The organism is Alteromonas antoniana (assembly GCF_019249295.1).
GTDB lineage: Bacteria > Pseudomonadota > Gammaproteobacteria > Enterobacterales > Alteromonadaceae > Alteromonas > Alteromonas antoniana.
On sequence record NZ_JAESDH010000003.1, the window covers coordinates 62,603 to 78,662 of the forward strand.

At 45.5% G+C, this 16,060-nt stretch carries 24 protein-coding genes; 19 read left to right on the forward strand and 5 right to left on the reverse strand.

Features of this window, described 5'->3' with window-relative positions; translation table 11 throughout:
- The first annotated feature begins 135 nt into the window (after positions 1-135).
- From JKP77_RS02870 to JKP77_RS02895, 6 genes are all read left to right on the forward strand, one after another.
- Positions 136-393: an AbrB/MazE/SpoVT family DNA-binding domain-containing protein gene (locus tag JKP77_RS02870; RefSeq protein WP_218309714.1), complete on the forward strand. Its 258-nt coding sequence runs from the start codon at positions 136-138 to the stop codon at positions 391-393.
- Positions 393-731 carry a type II toxin-antitoxin system PemK/MazF family toxin gene (locus tag JKP77_RS02875; RefSeq protein WP_218309715.1) on the forward strand — a complete coding sequence of 113 codons (339 nt, stop codon included), beginning with the start codon at positions 393-395 and terminating at the stop codon, positions 729-731. The genes JKP77_RS02870 and JKP77_RS02875 overlap by 1 nt, the downstream gene beginning before the upstream one ends.
- A 13-nt stretch (positions 732-744) precedes the next feature.
- The gene (locus JKP77_RS02880; protein ID WP_218309716.1) at positions 745-1,134 is read left to right on the forward strand and encodes a hypothetical protein; all 390 of its coding nucleotides are present in this window, start codon (positions 745-747) and stop codon (positions 1,132-1,134) included.
- Between the two features lie 12 nt (positions 1,135-1,146).
- Complete coding sequence (locus JKP77_RS02885; protein ID WP_218309717.1) at positions 1,147-1,347, forward strand: hypothetical protein; 201 nt, start codon at positions 1,147-1,149, stop codon at positions 1,345-1,347.
- Between the two features lie 8 nt (positions 1,348-1,355).
- On the forward strand, positions 1,356-1,604 hold the full coding sequence (locus tag JKP77_RS02890; protein ID WP_218309718.1) for a hypothetical protein: 249 nt from the start codon (positions 1,356-1,358) through the stop codon (positions 1,602-1,604).
- 402 nt (positions 1,605-2,006) lie between these two features.
- Entirely contained in the window at positions 2,007-2,510 is a 504-nt protein-coding gene (locus JKP77_RS02895) for a hypothetical protein (protein WP_218309719.1), read from the forward strand.
- Between the two features lie 109 nt (positions 2,511-2,619).
- Here the strand turns inward: JKP77_RS02895 and JKP77_RS02900 are convergent, their stop codons facing one another.
- Positions 2,620-4,227: a PDDEXK family nuclease gene (locus tag JKP77_RS02900; RefSeq protein WP_218309720.1), complete on the reverse strand. Its 1,608-nt coding sequence runs from the start codon at positions 4,225-4,227 to the stop codon at positions 2,620-2,622.
- Positions 4,228-4,617: 390 nt separating this feature from the next.
- Between JKP77_RS02900 and JKP77_RS02905 the strand changes: the two genes are divergently transcribed.
- Positions 4,618-5,550 carry an SHOCT domain-containing protein gene (locus tag JKP77_RS02905; RefSeq protein WP_218309721.1) on the forward strand — a complete coding sequence of 311 codons (933 nt, stop codon included), beginning with the start codon at positions 4,618-4,620 and terminating at the stop codon, positions 5,548-5,550.
- 17 nt (positions 5,551-5,567) lie between these two features.
- Here the strand turns inward: JKP77_RS02905 and JKP77_RS02910 are convergent, their stop codons facing one another.
- The 3 genes from JKP77_RS02910 to JKP77_RS02915 form a co-directional block, all read right to left on the reverse strand.
- The gene (locus tag JKP77_RS02910) at positions 5,568-6,638 is read right to left on the reverse strand and encodes a DNA cytosine methyltransferase (protein ID WP_420840031.1); all 1,071 of its coding nucleotides are present in this window, start codon (positions 6,636-6,638) and stop codon (positions 5,568-5,570) included.
- Positions 6,639-6,728: 90 nt separating this feature from the next.
- Positions 6,729-6,986, reverse strand: coding sequence for a hypothetical protein (locus tag JKP77_RS22725; protein WP_420840033.1), 258 nt, complete (start codon positions 6,984-6,986; stop codon positions 6,729-6,731).
- A gap of 32 nt (positions 6,987-7,018) precedes the next feature.
- Positions 7,019-8,317 (reverse strand): DNA methyltransferase family protein, encoded by a 1,299-nt coding sequence (locus JKP77_RS02915; RefSeq protein ID WP_218309722.1) that lies wholly within the window; start codon positions 8,315-8,317, stop codon positions 7,019-7,021.
- A gap of 166 nt (positions 8,318-8,483) precedes the next feature.
- Here JKP77_RS02915 and JKP77_RS02920 point away from each other — a divergent pair, with 166 nt between their 5' ends.
- The 6 genes from JKP77_RS02920 to JKP77_RS02945 all read left to right on the forward strand — a co-directional run bounded on the left by JKP77_RS02920 (position 8,484) and on the right by JKP77_RS02945 (position 11,664).
- Complete coding sequence (locus tag JKP77_RS02920) at positions 8,484-8,909, forward strand: hypothetical protein (RefSeq protein ID WP_218309723.1); 426 nt, start codon at positions 8,484-8,486, stop codon at positions 8,907-8,909.
- A gap of 64 nt (positions 8,910-8,973) precedes the next feature.
- The gene (locus JKP77_RS02925) at positions 8,974-9,180 is read left to right on the forward strand and encodes a hypothetical protein (RefSeq protein WP_218309724.1); all 207 of its coding nucleotides are present in this window, start codon (positions 8,974-8,976) and stop codon (positions 9,178-9,180) included.
- On the forward strand, positions 9,177-9,383 hold the full coding sequence (locus JKP77_RS02930; RefSeq protein WP_218309725.1) for a hypothetical protein: 207 nt from the start codon (positions 9,177-9,179) through the stop codon (positions 9,381-9,383). Before JKP77_RS02925 ends, JKP77_RS02930 begins: the two co-directional genes overlap by 4 nt.
- Positions 9,384-9,400: 17 nt before the next feature.
- Positions 9,401-10,948 (forward strand): hypothetical protein, encoded by a 1,548-nt coding sequence (locus tag JKP77_RS02935; RefSeq protein WP_218309726.1) that lies wholly within the window; start codon positions 9,401-9,403, stop codon positions 10,946-10,948.
- Positions 10,945-11,154: a hypothetical protein gene (locus JKP77_RS02940; protein WP_218309727.1), complete on the forward strand. Its 210-nt coding sequence runs from the start codon at positions 10,945-10,947 to the stop codon at positions 11,152-11,154. The genes JKP77_RS02935 and JKP77_RS02940 overlap by 4 nt, the downstream gene beginning before the upstream one ends.
- Before the next feature lie 15 nt (positions 11,155-11,169).
- Positions 11,170-11,664, forward strand: a complete 495-nt coding sequence (locus JKP77_RS02945; RefSeq protein ID WP_218309728.1) for a hypothetical protein — start codon at positions 11,170-11,172, stop codon at positions 11,662-11,664.
- A gap of 24 nt (positions 11,665-11,688) precedes the next feature.
- Here the strand turns inward: JKP77_RS02945 and JKP77_RS02950 are convergent, their stop codons facing one another.
- On the reverse strand, positions 11,689-12,048 hold the full coding sequence (locus JKP77_RS02950) for a hypothetical protein (RefSeq protein ID WP_218309729.1): 360 nt from the start codon (positions 12,046-12,048) through the stop codon (positions 11,689-11,691).
- 557 nt (positions 12,049-12,605) lie between these two features.
- On the opposite strand from JKP77_RS02950, the gene JKP77_RS02955 reads away from it, so the two are divergent.
- The 6 genes from JKP77_RS02955 (at position 12,606) to JKP77_RS02980 (ending at position 16,052) form a co-directional block, all read left to right on the forward strand.
- On the forward strand, positions 12,606-12,821 hold the full coding sequence (locus JKP77_RS02955) for a hypothetical protein (protein ID WP_218309730.1): 216 nt from the start codon (positions 12,606-12,608) through the stop codon (positions 12,819-12,821).
- A gap of 431 nt (positions 12,822-13,252) precedes the next feature.
- Positions 13,253-13,621 carry a DUF7673 family protein gene (locus JKP77_RS02960; RefSeq protein ID WP_218309731.1) on the forward strand — a complete coding sequence of 123 codons (369 nt, stop codon included), beginning with the start codon at positions 13,253-13,255 and terminating at the stop codon, positions 13,619-13,621.
- 168 nt (positions 13,622-13,789) lie between these two features.
- Positions 13,790-14,203: a hypothetical protein gene (locus JKP77_RS02965; protein ID WP_218309732.1), complete on the forward strand. Its 414-nt coding sequence runs from the start codon at positions 13,790-13,792 to the stop codon at positions 14,201-14,203.
- Positions 14,204-14,305: 102 nt separating this feature from the next.
- Positions 14,306-14,947: a DUF6904 family protein gene (locus JKP77_RS02970; RefSeq protein WP_218309733.1), complete on the forward strand. Its 642-nt coding sequence runs from the start codon at positions 14,306-14,308 to the stop codon at positions 14,945-14,947.
- A gap of 10 nt (positions 14,948-14,957) precedes the next feature.
- Positions 14,958-15,170 carry a hypothetical protein gene (locus JKP77_RS02975; RefSeq protein WP_218309734.1) on the forward strand — a complete coding sequence of 71 codons (213 nt, stop codon included), beginning with the start codon at positions 14,958-14,960 and terminating at the stop codon, positions 15,168-15,170.
- A gap of 9 nt (positions 15,171-15,179) precedes the next feature.
- Positions 15,180-16,052: a hypothetical protein gene (locus tag JKP77_RS02980; RefSeq protein ID WP_218309735.1), complete on the forward strand. Its 873-nt coding sequence runs from the start codon at positions 15,180-15,182 to the stop codon at positions 16,050-16,052.
- The last annotated feature ends 8 nt before the right edge of the window (positions 16,053-16,060 follow it).

Genomic DNA, 16,060 nt, shown 5'->3' on the forward strand with positions numbered 1-16,060 from the left:
CAAGCACCACTGATTTTTTCAACTTAAGCCTCTATCCAGAATGAGGTAGAAAATCACATAGAACGTACCAACATAGTTGCAACATAAGCGTAGTGTGTTAGTGTACATATATTGTTGGTACTTAAAGTGCTTTTTATGGAAACTGTAATTCGCAAATATGGCAATTCAAAAGGCGTAATTATCCCTGCTGCCTTGCTAAAAGAATTGAACCTTGATGTTAATGAAAAAATTGACGTTAAAGTGGAGAATGGCCGGATAATCATAGCGCCGGTGCGCAAGCCTGAGTACCCCCTTGAGGAACTGCTGGCTCAGTGTAGCCAGAAAGCGATGATCTTGTCTGATGAAGACAAAACATGGTTGACCGATTCACCTGCTAACAAAGAGGCGCCATAGTGGTTAAGAAGTATATTCCGGCTCGTGGTGACATCGTTTTAACCCTCGCCCCCCACTCTGCGATTGTCGAGCAAGCCGACAAAAGACCTGCACTGGTTTTGTCACCAGAATCGTTTAACAGGCAGATCCAACTTGCCCTGGTCGCACCTATTACCTCTACAGTTAGAGGACATGGCTTTGAAGTAAGCCTGGGCGATAGGACCCAAACAAAAGGGGTTGTTCTCTGCCAGCAGATGAAGACCATTGGTTATGACTATCGAGGTGTTCAGTTCGTTGAACAAGCGCCTCAGAATGTTATCGACGAAGCGCTGGCGCGGGTTCGTGCGCTAATAAGCTAAGGTAGGAGTCAGTATGGAACTTTACAGAATTACTCATCACTATGATAGGGGCGATCAGTCGGTAGGCGTCCTTTCCGATATCGATCCAACACCGATGGCAGTGTATTGCCAGTTCATGGCAGAGGATTGGGTAGACGATTGTATATCCCTCTCCAATGAGGTAGTGGCGATTGCACTGACCCGGTTTTACGGTTGTCGTTTGGCCACTAAAACTGTGGGCGGAAAAGAGCTGGATATGTACTTTGCTCGTGAAAGCTCATGTGGTGAGATTTACAAAGACATGATGGAAAGCGGCTTGTTCGAGCGAGAAGGCTTGAAAGAATTTATTGTGCAAAATCACGACCAAGGCGTTGCTTTAATTGATGCTGAGAAAAAATTGCTAGTCGAGCAATTAACGCAATAGGATAAGCTGACCATGGCCAAGTACCTTAAAATCACCTCCGCAGAACTGTTAGCGCTAATTGAAACCGCTGAAACCTGTGATTCAATTGGCGGTGAACTGGCGTATGAAGCGGATGCTGCCATCAAAGCCTATAAGGCGGTCCTGAAGCGCAATGGAATGGCGATAGTTAAGCCGTACGCGAAAGCTTCAAAACCAGACAGTATGAGAGAATAGAGGCAAAGATGAGCAAACGACTGTTCCCAGAGCTTGATAAACTGGCAGCTTCTAGTAGTGACATTGAACTGATTCGTAGTTTTCTTGGTGAACTAAACGATAAAGGCTATGAGTTCGGCCGCTGGGATGGTGCCACCTTCTATCCAGCAAACCTTGAGTTAGACAAAGTTATCCATAAGCATTTTGATATTGATCTTACTAAGGTCGAGCACGAGCGCAGGCTGGTGTTAGCGCAATTCAACACACAAAAAGAGTAAATGTCATGAGCCGACTGAAGGATAGACTTGGAGCTTTGCCAGAAAAAACACCTTTTTAACGAGGACAAGAGGCTGCTACGAAAGGAAAAAGCACACCCAGCCTCCCAACTCCCGATAGCTCGTGGGCAGAAAGACTTTATTATCGGGGCTTTCAATCTCAGCTAAGATGAGGAATAAACAGTGAATTTGACGGATTTCGAAATATTAGGACTTAATCTGGGCGGGTTGTTCGTGGTGCTGCCGCTGCTTGCCCTTCTAATCGCACTCCTATGGCGTGTTTCTCACAAAAAATAGATGACTTGAATCAACACCAGCTCTATGGCGGTGGACTCACCCAAGCAAGAGCAACCCTGGCAAGGCTGAGAGTGAGCTTATTAAAACAAACCAAGGAAGAACTTTGTTATGAAGATGATAACCAAGCTAGGCATTTTAAGCGTCATACTTTTATTCATGCCCCCTACATTTGCTGAATTCCATTCAGAAGACAGTATCGACGAGAAGCATAGAGAGGTCAGAACAAAACGATATACTGAGGATATCAATGGAGACCAACTCCAGTTAGGCTTTCTGTGCAAAGAATTGTCACCGGAAATAAAAATCTTGGGGATTACATTCGGCTCAGATACCTACATCGCCCCAGCTCGACAATCAGTGCGCCTGAAAGTCAAAGTTGATGACGGCATCACCTACCCCCTTTACGGCTCAATGAGCACTATGGGCTCGATGGATTTAGACTCTACGAATAGCGGCTGGGCACAGCAACCTTCAATGCAGTTGTTAAACGAGCTTAGAACTGGAGACAGGGCGCAGGTCATTGTCTACACAGATAGCGTAGAAATTGAGGGAGAATTTTCGCTATCTGGTGCAAGGGCAGCCATTGACGATGTCGTTGCTGCTTGCACTTGAGACTAGGAATTAATTTGGGCGTAATCGATGAGGGCGCAAAATAACCGGTCTGGCCCTGTTCTAAGGAAAATGTTGCCCTTAGAACAGGTGAAAGAGTGAGAAACCAAAGCTACAGGCTAGAAATCTCCGCCCATGCATTCGCCAGACCCATCAGTTCCTCTCCATCTAATCGCGAGTTTTTTTTCAGGTTCTGGTAAACACTTCCTTCGCGCCTGCCTTCTGAGAATCTGCCAAACAAGCTGCCTTTTGCGTAACGATTGTAAAGGCGTCGATACTTTTCGTTACACTCTACCGTCGCTTGCTGACAAGCGTCGGCGATATGAATGGAACAAAACAAGTAATGTTCAGATTCAATTTTTTTGGCCGTTGTATGTAGCAGCTGATAAGCCTCAGGCGAGGTTTTCGATAAATGCTCCCACTCTGACGGGAAAAAATAGGCAGCCTCTCGAGAGCCGGTAGTAATCAACGTTACCGCGCCCGGAAGAGTGCCCGATAAGACAAGACCAGGACGCCCGGTCTCTTTAACGACGTCGGCCAGTTTATCGGTTTCCGTCTGCGTTGGGAGCGTCCCTTTCACTTCCACCCACGCATTCAGAGCTGGCAAGTAGAAATCCGGCAGATAATAACCATGCCTGGTAGAGAAAAACTCCGTTTCGTAACGCCACTCCAAGCCCATTTTGTCGAAAAAGTAAGCGTACTTAGCCTCAAGACGAGAACGAAATAGCAACCCCTGGTAGACAGTTGGCTGCGGCGCATACCCTCCCCGCTCATTTTGGACAGGCTGATAGTTTTCAGGCTCTGACAGGGCCATCTTCAAATCTGAGAATGCACGGTAAAATGCGCTGGTGGACTTTAAACCTGGAAAGGGTTCCAATAGCTTACTGAACTGCCCTTTCGCTGCTCGACTTGCAACCTCTCCGGCCCCGGGGTCGTTAAAGTCGATGACAGCGTTTGCAATTGCAATATCTTTAAAGTGCTCACTCTTGACTATGATCTGCTGTGCGGCGGCCACGGGCAACTGATTAAGCAATTGCGTGCACCCTTTTACCTGGTTATCCACCAGCTGTGTGATTAGGTAGATATCAATGAGTGACAACTCGTCTGGCAGTGTGAAGTCGACACCCTTGTTGTTGAATCGTAGCCAGGATTTGTAGCTGCATATCACCGATTCAAAACTGGGCTCGCTGAAGAACGTCGCCATCATCAGCTCATTGAACTCCCAGTCAAGTGGACCCAACGTGTCTGTGAAGTGACTGAGTAATTCGCTGAACGGGTAGTTACGCGGAACCTCCCGATACGCATGCCATAGCTGATTGATAAGCGGCGCAGCGTTGCTATCGTGGCTGAGCTCAAAACTGTCAAAGTGAGGTTCAGAGCGGATAAGTTGCTTCAGGGTTTCGTCGACCACCCTTTCGCTCCGGTCGATAAACATCCACGCAATACTGTTTTCGTCTGGTAATGCTTTGATGTTGCTCTCAAGCCGGTCGACGATTTGATGTTTTGTGGCCAGAAGCTCAGAGAAGTGTGAATCCGAATTGTCATGGCCTTTTGACTCCCTCGATAGCTCTTCCCAGTTGGTGTTAAACACCACTTTTGCATAAAAGTCATGGATGTCACGTTTCTTATGTAAAAGCTTGAAAGGGCCGAATCGGAGTTTTGATTCAAGAAAGTAAGCACTTTCTTTTATGGCAGGCAGCTGCTCAGGTCGTACAATCATATTGATATTCCTGTTCTGGTCTTGGAGCTTGCAGCTAACTCACGACCAGCATCCAATATGATGTCGTTGTCGTGATAAATAATGAAATGAAGTTGAGATAATTGGGCTTGCCGATGCTGCCGGTTAGGATGGATCTCAGAACACCACACACCAATAAATTACCGCGTCGTGGAGTTTCTTGCAAGTGAGCTGTGGATCCTGGGCAACCGGACTACATGGAGGCCATTATTGACGGAGGACAATGTATTGTTGCGGCTACCTACCCCACCCACTCGCCATGCTGCATAAATGAACGGAAATTGGTCAAATTTGGTCGGTGAACTGCTATCAGATACAATCAAGGTCAACGGAATGTTACTTACCATTTTTGATGCCCCAAGGACTCGCGACATGAAGCTGACTTCTACTCTTCTCTTTTTCTCGTTACTCGCCTTCCAGGTCAATGCCACCTCTCCTTCATCAGAAAAATTGATATCGCCAAAGACAGAGCCCGTATCTAATGGATTCCGTGATGTCGACGTCACCTACTGGCCGTTGACCGAAGACTTACAGGTGGAGATTCATAACCTCAACTATGAGATTGAAATGGCCTTTGGCCCCGAGCGTCCGTGGTGGGATGTGTTTGAGCTGCTAGATATCCAGGATAACGTCCGGATAAGCTTCGCACCAACACTGCGAATAGGTAGAGAGGTTCGTGCTATTGTAAATGATGAGGGGATACGGCTTTCTCAAACCTATGACGATATGTCGATAAACGGTGAAGTTATCCCCCATCGGAGATTCTCAAACTTTTTCAGCAATGGCCCTAGAAATGATCTCTTTTCATCAACAGTAGAGCATGCCGTCTTGCACGGAATTCCAATCGACGTGAAATACACCTCCTACCGAACCGAATTTGGTCAACCTGCCCATGAAGGTGAAGTTGTGCACGTGGCCTTGGACACAACGTTGATTAGCGAACAACTTAAACGGCAGAAGCGGGAAACAGAAGGAAAAGTCGCTGAGTTGAATGAACAAAATCAAGATGAACTCAATGGTCAAAAGCCGCTAGCGTTACTCGGCAATGCATCAATTTGGCTAGCATTCATTGCAGGGTTGTACTTCGGATATGTCCTTTTTAGATGGGCTCTTCGTAAATTGATGGATGTAGCCGAAAAGATCTCAACAACTTCAAGAGGGATTGTTACCGAGTTGAAAGACACTTCAACAAAGAAAAGGGCCCTAGACGAGTCGTCTGCACTAAAGCAATGGGCAGAGTTGCGAGATCAGGGAGAAATTACGCAAGAAGAATTCGAGAAGAAAAAGGCAGACCTATTCAGGTAAGTCTGCCCGGACAGTCATTACGCGGCAATATCATCAGGTACCGAGCTGAAGTTATCTGCCACCAGCATTTCAGCCATATTGGGGCAAACCGCGTTCCCGCATCGAGCTACCTGTTTGTATTTGGGCCACCGGTTACCTTTAGAGTCGTAGGTAATTTGGTATGTTTCGGGGAATGCCTGGGCAGCGAATAGCTCGTGGGGCTCCAGCATCCTCAGGCCAATATCCACAATTTGATACCGTTCACCTTTTATGGTTACCAGTGCAAACCGATGCTTTGTGGTTACGGTTTGCAAAGGCTCATTCAGGGCATGCCCATAATTGGTACCATAGTATTTCAACATGAACGCCCTCACCTCTGCATGATGAAAGCCCCCTGCAGATATCGTATGCAGTGGTGAGTCGGTGCGATGCCCTACGTTGGTCCCTCGCATTTTCATAATGTGACTGGTTACCAGAGCAAAATGACCGCCTTTCACCTGAGCGCAAATTGTTCGCAATGGCTCATCTGCGGCCATATTTCGTTGACTTGAGGCATTCGCGCACTCTGTAATAAACGGTATTGCCGCGGCCTCCGGGACCACAAACGGCTCATCATTTAAAACGAACTTTTCGATCCCTTTAGCGATGCGTTGCATAGTTTTCTCTGCAAGAGGCCGCTTCCGATTGAAAATGGAGCGAACTGGCAAGCTCCAGTCGATAATATCTGCAGCCGTCCGGAATGGCTTCAAGCCTTTACCACTGCCGTGGGTAGGCTTCCTCCAAATGATAGGTTTTCCATCATTTCGGGCTATCAAAAATAGGCGCTTTCTCGTAGTTGGGGCGCCATAGTCGCAGGCTGACAATAATCGCCACTCTATCTGGTACCCGAGACCTCGGCGAATAGCTTTGTAGATTGATAACTTGCGTTTGATGTCAAAGCTGGTGCGAAACAGAGCCTGGTAGATATCTTTCATTGCAGGATGTTGCGCAGGCAGGCCCGTTGATAGCGCTTTTATAAAACCGTCAAAGGTCTCGCCGCGGCGTTCGGAACAGGGGCGCCCATCTACAACGGGGCCCCACGTAACAAACTCTTCGACATTTTCAAGCATCAGAACCCGCACCGGCACTTGCGCTGCCCAGTTGATAGCAACCCATGCCAAGCCACGAATATTCTTATCAAGGGGCGTTGATCCCTTCGCCTAACTGAAGTGCTTGCAGTCAGGGCTGAACCAAGCAAGTCCAACCGGGCGACCGGCGCAGGCCATTATCGGATCCACGTCCCATACACTTTCGCAATAATGGGTAGTCTCAGGGTGATTCAGCTTATGCATTTCGATGGCATCGGGATCATGATTAATCGCGATATCCACCTTGCGTTGCAACCCCATTTCCATACCGGTGCTCGCGCCACCGGCACCGGCGAAGTTATCAACCACAATCTCGTTAGGTTTTAACATTATGATTTCCCTGTAGGTGCTACTGGGAGCGGCTATGCCGCTCTCTGATAAGAGGTTAAGAACTCATTCCATGCAACAGAAATGTTGCTTTCATCGATAGTGACTCGTTGAGTTGCCACGTTCGTCCCAGACTCAGAAAAGGCGCCTGCTTTGATTGGCGTGACCTTAGCTTCCACCAGCGATAGCCAAGCTCGAAACGCTTCACACTTGAGTGTGCTGGCGTGCTGGTAATGGGTAGACGTAATGCAGGTTACCCGGCCATTTTCACTCAACAGTGTGGTCATGTGGCCAAGGTGATCGATATCCTGATTTTTCGTAAATGGCGGGTTAGCGATAATTTTGTCAAATGTGCCGCCCAGCATGGTGGCATCCATGGTGAGGAAGTCGCCCTCAAAAACCGGTGCAATGTCCATCTCACGGAGAATTTGTGCGTTCTGGGGCATAAACTCAGCCATGACCCCGTCTTTGCTGATTTTCGCAGCAAGCCGGGCGATATGCGCTTGTCCGGCGCTGGGCTCCAGCCAGCGTTCACCTGCTTGCAAGTCCGCCTCTTCGATTAGGTGCTTTGCTTCGCTGTCTGGTGTGCTGAAGAACTGGTACTTCTTCTTGTCATTGACTTCGGTACCGGCGATCAAGTCGCGCTTTACCTTTTCAACATCGGTACCAACTGGAAACGTAAAGCCAAGCTTCTGATATTTTGCGCCAGCACGCGTCATCAGCGTTTTGATTTTAGCGTAGTGCTGCAGCTGCTCTCGCGGAAGCTCTAACCGGTTACCGTTGATAGCAAGGCTGAAGATTTCACTTTCAACGGTGCCCGCTGGTGGCTCTACTGTATTGTCGTTCGCCTCATCCGAAACACTTAGCTTGCCATTGTGCTTAAGGAACCAGAAAAGCTCATGGACATTACGCAGGATCTGCAGCTGCTCCGCGCTGATGCGGCTATAACCTGGACGAAAACCTAAGGTCATCAGGTAAGGCATTACATTTTCCTTAAAATAGCCAGTAAGGGTACCCTCGCTGTTCATCCCCTTAAGGTGCTTAAAGAACGCGGTATCCCCTACTGGCTGGTCATCGCTCAGGTTCTCTATAGTCAACAGCTCCTTTTTCTCATCGAATGACAGCTTTGCAGCTGTTTCAACACCGATACAGGTGCTTCTGCGGTTGGCGGTTTGTGTCACAGGGATATGGCGCTTAAATGCGTGGGTTACATAATTTTTTGGGTTAGTCGTTGAGCTACCGCAACAGTAAAGAAATTCGGCCTCTTTGCCTTTCAGTTGGCGTACAGCCTGAGTGAATTGAGCTTCTGAAGTGATGTCGTAAAATGTAGTCATTGCCTTATCCAACCCCTGTGAGCCGAGGTGCGCCGTTAAGATGTATATATAATAATTACAAAAAGGTGGCGTTGCAAGGATTTTTTACACCTATTAGGTGTATTTTTTTATTGACTTATTCTGGCCCCGGGCTTAGCGTGAAAAAAGAAAAAGATAAGGCGGCCGTATGACACACACTAAAATTGTGACTGAAAACAACTTCGAAATATTTGTAAAGTCCATGCGCAAAGTACACAAAGTCACGCATTTGGCATTCAGCGTAGACGGGCATAATGCGTTGTTCAAAAAGGATATTATCTGCGTGGCACAGGTCCCTAAGATAAAAAATGTTAACCTCATGGCGGAGATGTATGCCGGGGATACGCAAATTAGATTAAGCGATTTGTCTTCGAAGGAACGCCCCTTCACTGGTATGTATGTTAAAGGGATCGGAAGAAAATATTTTCAGGTAGCCGGCGTATTCGAAGATGTCAGCGCGGCGAATGATTTTCTTGCCGAACGCCCGGATACAGCACCTATCGACACGGTAGTGATAAGTCCGGATAGATGTCTTCACGTGATAGCGTCTGCTCAGCCAGCTAAAGTGGCATGACTACCATGACAGTTACACCAATGATATGCATGTGATATTTTTTTGTTCCGGAGAGTCAATCATCATGAAGCGACTTACGTCAAAGCAGAAAGGCCCCTATTGCAGTTACTGCCCAGATAAAACCTCTCGCGCAGTATACCGTGAAGATGGATTTGCCGGTCATTTTGCCTGCGAGGTACATAAGGACGATTTATGCTCTCGTGAGGAAGCTCGCCGCCGAGCGGAAGCAGCCATGACCATTGCCGATGAACAAACCTGGGGAAAATTATGAACACAAGCGGAAGCCAGAAATATGGCATCTTTATGCAAAGCAAATTGGTAGGCACCTGCAGAGCCGACTCTTTGAACCAGGCAAAGCTAATTGCCAGGGACATGAAGGTTGAGTTTGACGATGTAGGAACCATTATTGATTCTGACCAGATAACCGCAAGTACCATCAATACTGATGGAGTAACGGTATCAGGACCTAAATAACAGAGAATTTCCGGACGATGTCTTCAAGGGATGACTTTTCACAGACAACAAAGAACTTGCTGGCCACGCAAGTAGCACTCCTCTGCTCTTTTCCCGGCTGCGGTGCGTTAACACAAGGCCCGCACACCAATTCAAATAAACGTACCAACGTGGGTGTGGCAGCGCATATTTGTGCAGCTGCACCTGGTGGGCCGAGATACGACCCAAATATGAGCAAAGCGGAGAGAAAATCCCCGGAGAACGGTATCTGGATGTGCCATACCCACGGCACCCTGATTGATAATGACTACCAAAAATACTCTGTCGCGGAACTCCACCGGTGGAAAAAAGACGCGATAGCACGGGCGGAAACCGGGGTGGGTCGTAAATTATTAACTGAGGCGGAGGCCCAGCAACAGGGCATGAGCCTAGTTGCGCAATTTGCGCAAGGTACACTAGGCAGCGAGGATAGCTCGACACTTATTCGCCACATTCACCATTCAGCCACCAGCGCAATGGAAAAAAAGGATCCTCGTTTTCGAGTGACTTCTGAGTATTCAGATAGAGGTGGTGCAAAATACACGCTTCATGCAAGGGAAACAGCTGCGCTAGTCCTTGAACTCCCGACAAGCTCTGCTGCTGATATGGACCTCCTTCACAAAGTAGGAAAGCCGGTTCAGCTTAGCGCGGGCAGTTTTAGTATAAAAGGTTCAGAACTTTTCGACGACATTAGCAAGACAAGGCCAGCTCTTTACATTGCTCCGCAAAAGCGCCAGGCAGACATGATCCTGACCATCATTGATGCCAACGGGGTTGATTTAGGGGCTGTAGATATTAATGGTCACGTTCAAAGTGGCAGTGAAGGCTTTGTGTTTTCAGGCCATGCATTTGGTCGCCACGTATCATTTCAATTCCATTGTAACACTAGTACCAATCAAGCTAGTTTTGACTTAACGACAAACCTTGAACTGTGGGAAGGCAAGCTGATTTCCAGATTAGGGTATCAAAATAAATTGCACAAATTTTTAAAAATGATGCACGACGGTCGTAAGGCAAAAGTAATCCTTGAGTATGAAGGTGAGCCCTACCTTTCCGCTCAAATTGACTATGATGCCGAGTTTAGTGACCTACTTTGCACAGCAAAATATCTCGCTGCTGCAAGGTATATCAGTGAGAAGACTCACCAACCGATTTCCTTCCAGAAAGATAAACTCGCTTTCGATTACGATGGGTTAAGCGAAATTTTTAACTATGAAATCATACTCAAAACAAGGCGCTTCATAACAAAAGAAGATTTGCGCGGCCCAATCAAGATCGACATCGTATTTAATGAGAAAAACCGAGCTAGGGTTGAAGAATACCTTAACGGTAAAGTTAAAAGCTGTATTGAATTGGAGGAGGGAATTACGCTGAAAATAATGGGACAAGAATTAAGCCTACCACCGAAAAGAACCCTGATCCAAAACGTCGTCCCAGTAACTAAATCAGATATCGCTTCGATTCGAGATGGCGAAGAAATTGAAATTGAACTTGTCCCACAAGATAACTTTAGCATTACCATTGAGTTTACAGAGGAGCCAACATGAGCTTAAAACCCGGAGACACGGTCTCCCACCCAGCAATCAGCGTCAAAATGAAGGTCAACGCCCCTGCGTCGCTTGGTGCTGTGGCATTCTCGAACGGAACACGACAAAGTGCCGGAAGAACCGGTTACACGAATTGCTCTTACATCGATAAAGGGCAGCGTATACAGCGTGATTTTCCCACCCACGAGTTACGCAAAGATAATTGAAGGAGATTACAGTAAGTGTACAAAACCCGAGGTTGTAGTTTTAATCAGGCCGAGTTGACAATGTATCGAGAGGGCGGCGATTACCTCTCACCACAAGAGTTCTGGGATACCAATAAGGACAGGATAAATTCGGTTTTTTTCTTCGAACAGACAAGAAAGTTCGAGTGGGCAAAGAAGCACACCCCCAGCGCTATTGCTGTCAATAACAATATGGCTCTAGAACAAGCGGAAACGCTGACTAAGGAGTTTCGTGAGAAGTGGTTTACTCCGCTGCTGGATGTCGTTTACGAGAAGTATGGCCAGGGTGACTCCAACTTCTGCGAAAACCTGCATGCGAATTACGCTAACATCCAAAATGCAATCAATGCGATAGCAGTTGAAAATCGACTTGAGGCAGATGCAGCCCGAATATCAAAACTGGAGAACTTCAGAGGTGGGGCATTGCCCGCGTTGTGGTACTTAGGGTTTATACATGTGGTCTTCTTGATTTATGTGATTATGAGGCACTAGGCCTCATAATTCAGGCGCCAAAAACTAGTTGTATGGTGATGGCGCACTCGGGGCAATCGACGGGCCTGGATAGTTGCGAGCAATCGTCCGTTCCACCTCTTCCATGTTGGCTCGAAGTCCGTGCAAATCTTCATCCACTTCGAACAATGCCACCTCAGATTTATCTTCAATCTCATCCAGAATATCAAGCACCTCATTAATGTCTGAAGTTGAAATTGCCTCAACGTCATCTTTTGCAGTCGAGATAAGATTGTCCAGCTTATCCATCATCTGTGTCAATTGACTAGGCTCGATACCCCACTTTTTTTCCAGCTGATCGATAAGCTCCTGCAGTTTGCCAATAAACCGTTCTTTGTTTAACTCTAAAGTTTTCAATATATCCATAAATCAACCTATGCATAAAAATAACGTTTTGTGCATTAATCATAGCAGATTGCTTCGCTCTGACAATTGTGGGATAAGAACAAAGTTTCATCACAATATTAAAGTGTCATCACAACCTAAGGGTAGTATGTCACTATGTAGCATAAGTTGTTGATATATATCGTGACCTTGCTTTTTTACCTTTGACTCCACAGGCAGCATGTTTAAATGGTGGCGATTTATGATGATACTTTATTAGTATCTTAATTTTGCCGTATCTGAAATCTTCCTTGTGGATGATGAGCAAGATACCTAAATTTTTCAATAAGTTAACATGCCGCGATTTACATTAAAGGCGCGGGATCAAATGTCACAACTTTATTCTTATCCCACAACAATGTGCAAATCACAGTCCTATTGTACTTGTATTATATACACTCGCATGTATATAATACATTTACTAAAAGTACTTAGAGGACGTAATATTGCTGTACGGCCTTAGGAGTGTGGGATGAAGACTCAAAGATAATCGTCCCTTATCGTGCAAATATGAATTTGGTAGTTAATTAGGATAGATCATGGCTGATTTTTGTGTAACAGATGAGCAGCTTAACGAGGTTGCAGCGGGAAAAAGAAACTTCACACCAGTAGAGAAAGCATGGGCATTAGAGCACCATGATTTCCTATTTGAGTTTGTTAGTACACAAGGTGGTGGGAACAAGCTCAGTGATGCTGAACTAGCTAGAGAAGTATTTGATGGTGCATACGACTATGTGTGCTGCACAGGACTGTAATTTTACTGTAGGAAACATTGAAGTACTCTTTAGATCGCGTTCTGGAATGTTAGACCGTAGTTAAGGGTATTCTGGAAAACGTTCTGTAGCTTAATTGTGGTGCGGTTTCCGATTTTAAGGGTCTGGAATAATCCAGGTAATTTGTCGCTGTAGCGGCGTATTTAGACACTATTTGAGAGAAGTCTGGAAAGTTACTCTTGCCCAACACCAGAGTGAGTTTCCAGAGTTCTTCCAGAACAACAACTAAAGGGTAACGATGAATTGCGATCACCAAGTCTATGATGAAGATGACAAAGAATGGTACTCGACATTGCGACTGGTGTTTGAAAATGGGAAGCAGTGGCACCAATGTACAAAATGTGGGTTAAGTCTGCTGCCTGAAGCCGTCGAGCATAGCTCCCGGCCTGGAAAAAATATCAGTGGGAGCCAAAATGGCGAATGAGCGGATATTGGCGAGGATGCAAGAGACTGAATTCCTCAGGCAGAAGCTAATTGTAACTGAACGCGATTACTCTGATGCGGTTTCTTCTCTTTTGAATGTGGCGCAAGGAGATACCAGCGGAAGCCGAGCTGCTGCGCAGGTTCTGTTATCAACATATAACGGTAGCAACTTTCACATGGATTTAACCGACCTCTGCGTGCTTGATCTTAAATATGTAGAACAGGCACTAATTGTTCTGCGTGGTAGAGTCATACTTTGTATTGAGCCGCATCAGATGATAGACAATGGCAAGACCAAGTTTTCGCGGCTGGAAAAGCAGTGGGAGCATCTTTATGTCAAGAACCGTCACAAGAACTAATCAAGTAGAAGAACGATGATGATCCAATGTCTAACATATGATGCACTCTGTGGCTCATTGCGAAGAAAATAACATCAGTAAGTCGCACATGAAAAGAGCTGGGATTTGGGTCTTTGAAAACGGACAACGTGTGCGGGTATCCGCATTAAACGCTTAATGGGAAATAAGATGCCTTCGGAAATGGTAAACCCGCACGATAGTCTTGTGTCCTTTCAAGAGTATATTTTGCAGGGGATTATTCCTTTAGCAAAAGTACCTGGTTATTCAAATTTGTATAGTTATGTAGATCAAGCTGCGCCTGGTGTAATGCGATTTACATATGCGCGTATGATTGATGACAAACGCACAGTTAAAGCTCTTTGCTCCTGCGTAAAGAATGGGTTCCATGACGGCCATCCATGTATTTCTATTGGCTATGCAGTACCAGAACAATATCGAAATAGAGGGTATGCGACAGCAATAGTAAAAGTAGCTGTAAATGACCTCTTATCGCAAGCTCATAAAGGTGGAATACCGCATATAGTTCAGCAAGGAAAACTTGGTGTCTCAACGAGTCACCGAGAAAGCACTACAAGTTGCTAGAGAGTCAATAATTGACACAGAATCTGGACAGCCTGCGTTTCAATACACAGCTGTATACAGCACCGTTGAGTCTATTCTTTAAATTTTAAATAGGAAGCGAGTATGCTCTTTATTGAAAAAACTAAAAACAATGGCGGATTTGTTTTATGGGGTGACTATTGGAGCCTCAGAGAGATGCATACGTTTTGTATGGACTGTGCTGAAAAGTCCCCAACACTCGAATACGAAGGATTGTTAGTATCATTGGCTTATGATATTCGAAAGGCTTACGAGAAGCAGCGTGAAATTGATACAGCTTGCCATTTCGATGAAAAGATTCAGATCTATGGAGTAGAACAGGTCTGGCCAACTTTTACAGTTCAGCTTGCTTTGCTCAGAGCTTCGCTGGCGTTTTATGACTCGACTAAGTTAGAGCAGAGCATAGTTTATAGGCTTGAGCATCTATTCATTGAAGCTATTCCTGAAATATTTCCCAAGTCAGGGAACCAAATATTATCGTCTTTTGAGAGGCTTTCTGGCATACAGGAGAGTCAAGTAAAGGACTTGATTGGAAGTAGAGTCTCTTATTTTTTGAGCTTGACCAAAGCTAAAAGAGCTTCTGAGTTATCTGAAATATTAAAATCTCTTGATAAGACTATGGATGACTTTCTTCGTGGAAATCCTCAACTCAGAGTGAACCACTATGATCCGACTATTTACGATCATCACTCATGGGAAACTATTCCTAACGATACAAAACTTTGAGATAGGAAAGATGGCGGCGACTAAACAGCAGATATTAGATTTGGAGCGCTGCAACATTAACCTTGCTGCGCTGGGGAATGTCAGGGAACAGTTGGAAAAAGTACGTCCTTCGGACGACGAATCTTTTGCCGGACACATTTCTAAAATTCATTCCCTGATAGACGAAATGAGCGCCGATGAAATCTCTTTAAGAGACGCTTTTTTCGAAGAATTAACGCAATAGGAACGGACTGTGAACATACTTTCTGAAGACGGAAAATCAGTCATTAACCTCAAAAGCTGGGATGAGGTATTCGAGAGGCCGGGCTTTAAGAGAGGAGTGAATCCGACTGAAATCAAGCTGAAACGAATTATCGGAAAATATGATTTTAGTGATGAAAATCACTGCGGGCTTAGCTCATGCAATACATCACATAAAAAGGGCTATCTAGTAGTGTGCGCCAATAACATTGAGACCAATATTGGTCACAAATGCGGCGAAAAATACTTTGGAGTAGACTTTAAAGAGCTGGAAAGTATTTTCAAAAAGGACATAAACCTCCGCAATGCCAGAGAAAATATACAGCGAAGAATTGGTGAGCTTGATTATATCCGCGAGCGTGTGGCCCGTATGTGGAAACCGGAAGGTTTGGAGTTATTTTGTAAAGTAAGAGACATTAAATCCAACAATGGCAGTATCACTGGAGCATTGCGAGTTAAGCTAGAACGGCGAGCGAAGACTGGTGATGAGAAGGTTTTTGACACAGTGAAAGCATCTGAGGCTGATATTGTTTTGGAGGAAGAAAGACTAAAGAGAGAGCTTAGTGCTAGTGAAAAGCAACATTTTATGATTAATGTTCCGGTAGGCATAATTTATGGCGTAAGGGCGTTCTGTTCATTCATTGTAATAAAAGAAGTCCTCCATGATGAAATGCCTGCTTTACTTGATGAGCTTGACAAACTCGACACTTCTTTACTCACTGATACTCAACTGCTGGATTGGTCGAAAAGGCTTAATGGCATTGATTCTCGAATAATGGCAGCACAAGACACTATTGAAGACTGCAAGCGATTCCTTGTTAACACTAACATTAATTTCATAAAACAGCACAAGCATCTGATTTAACGGTGTAA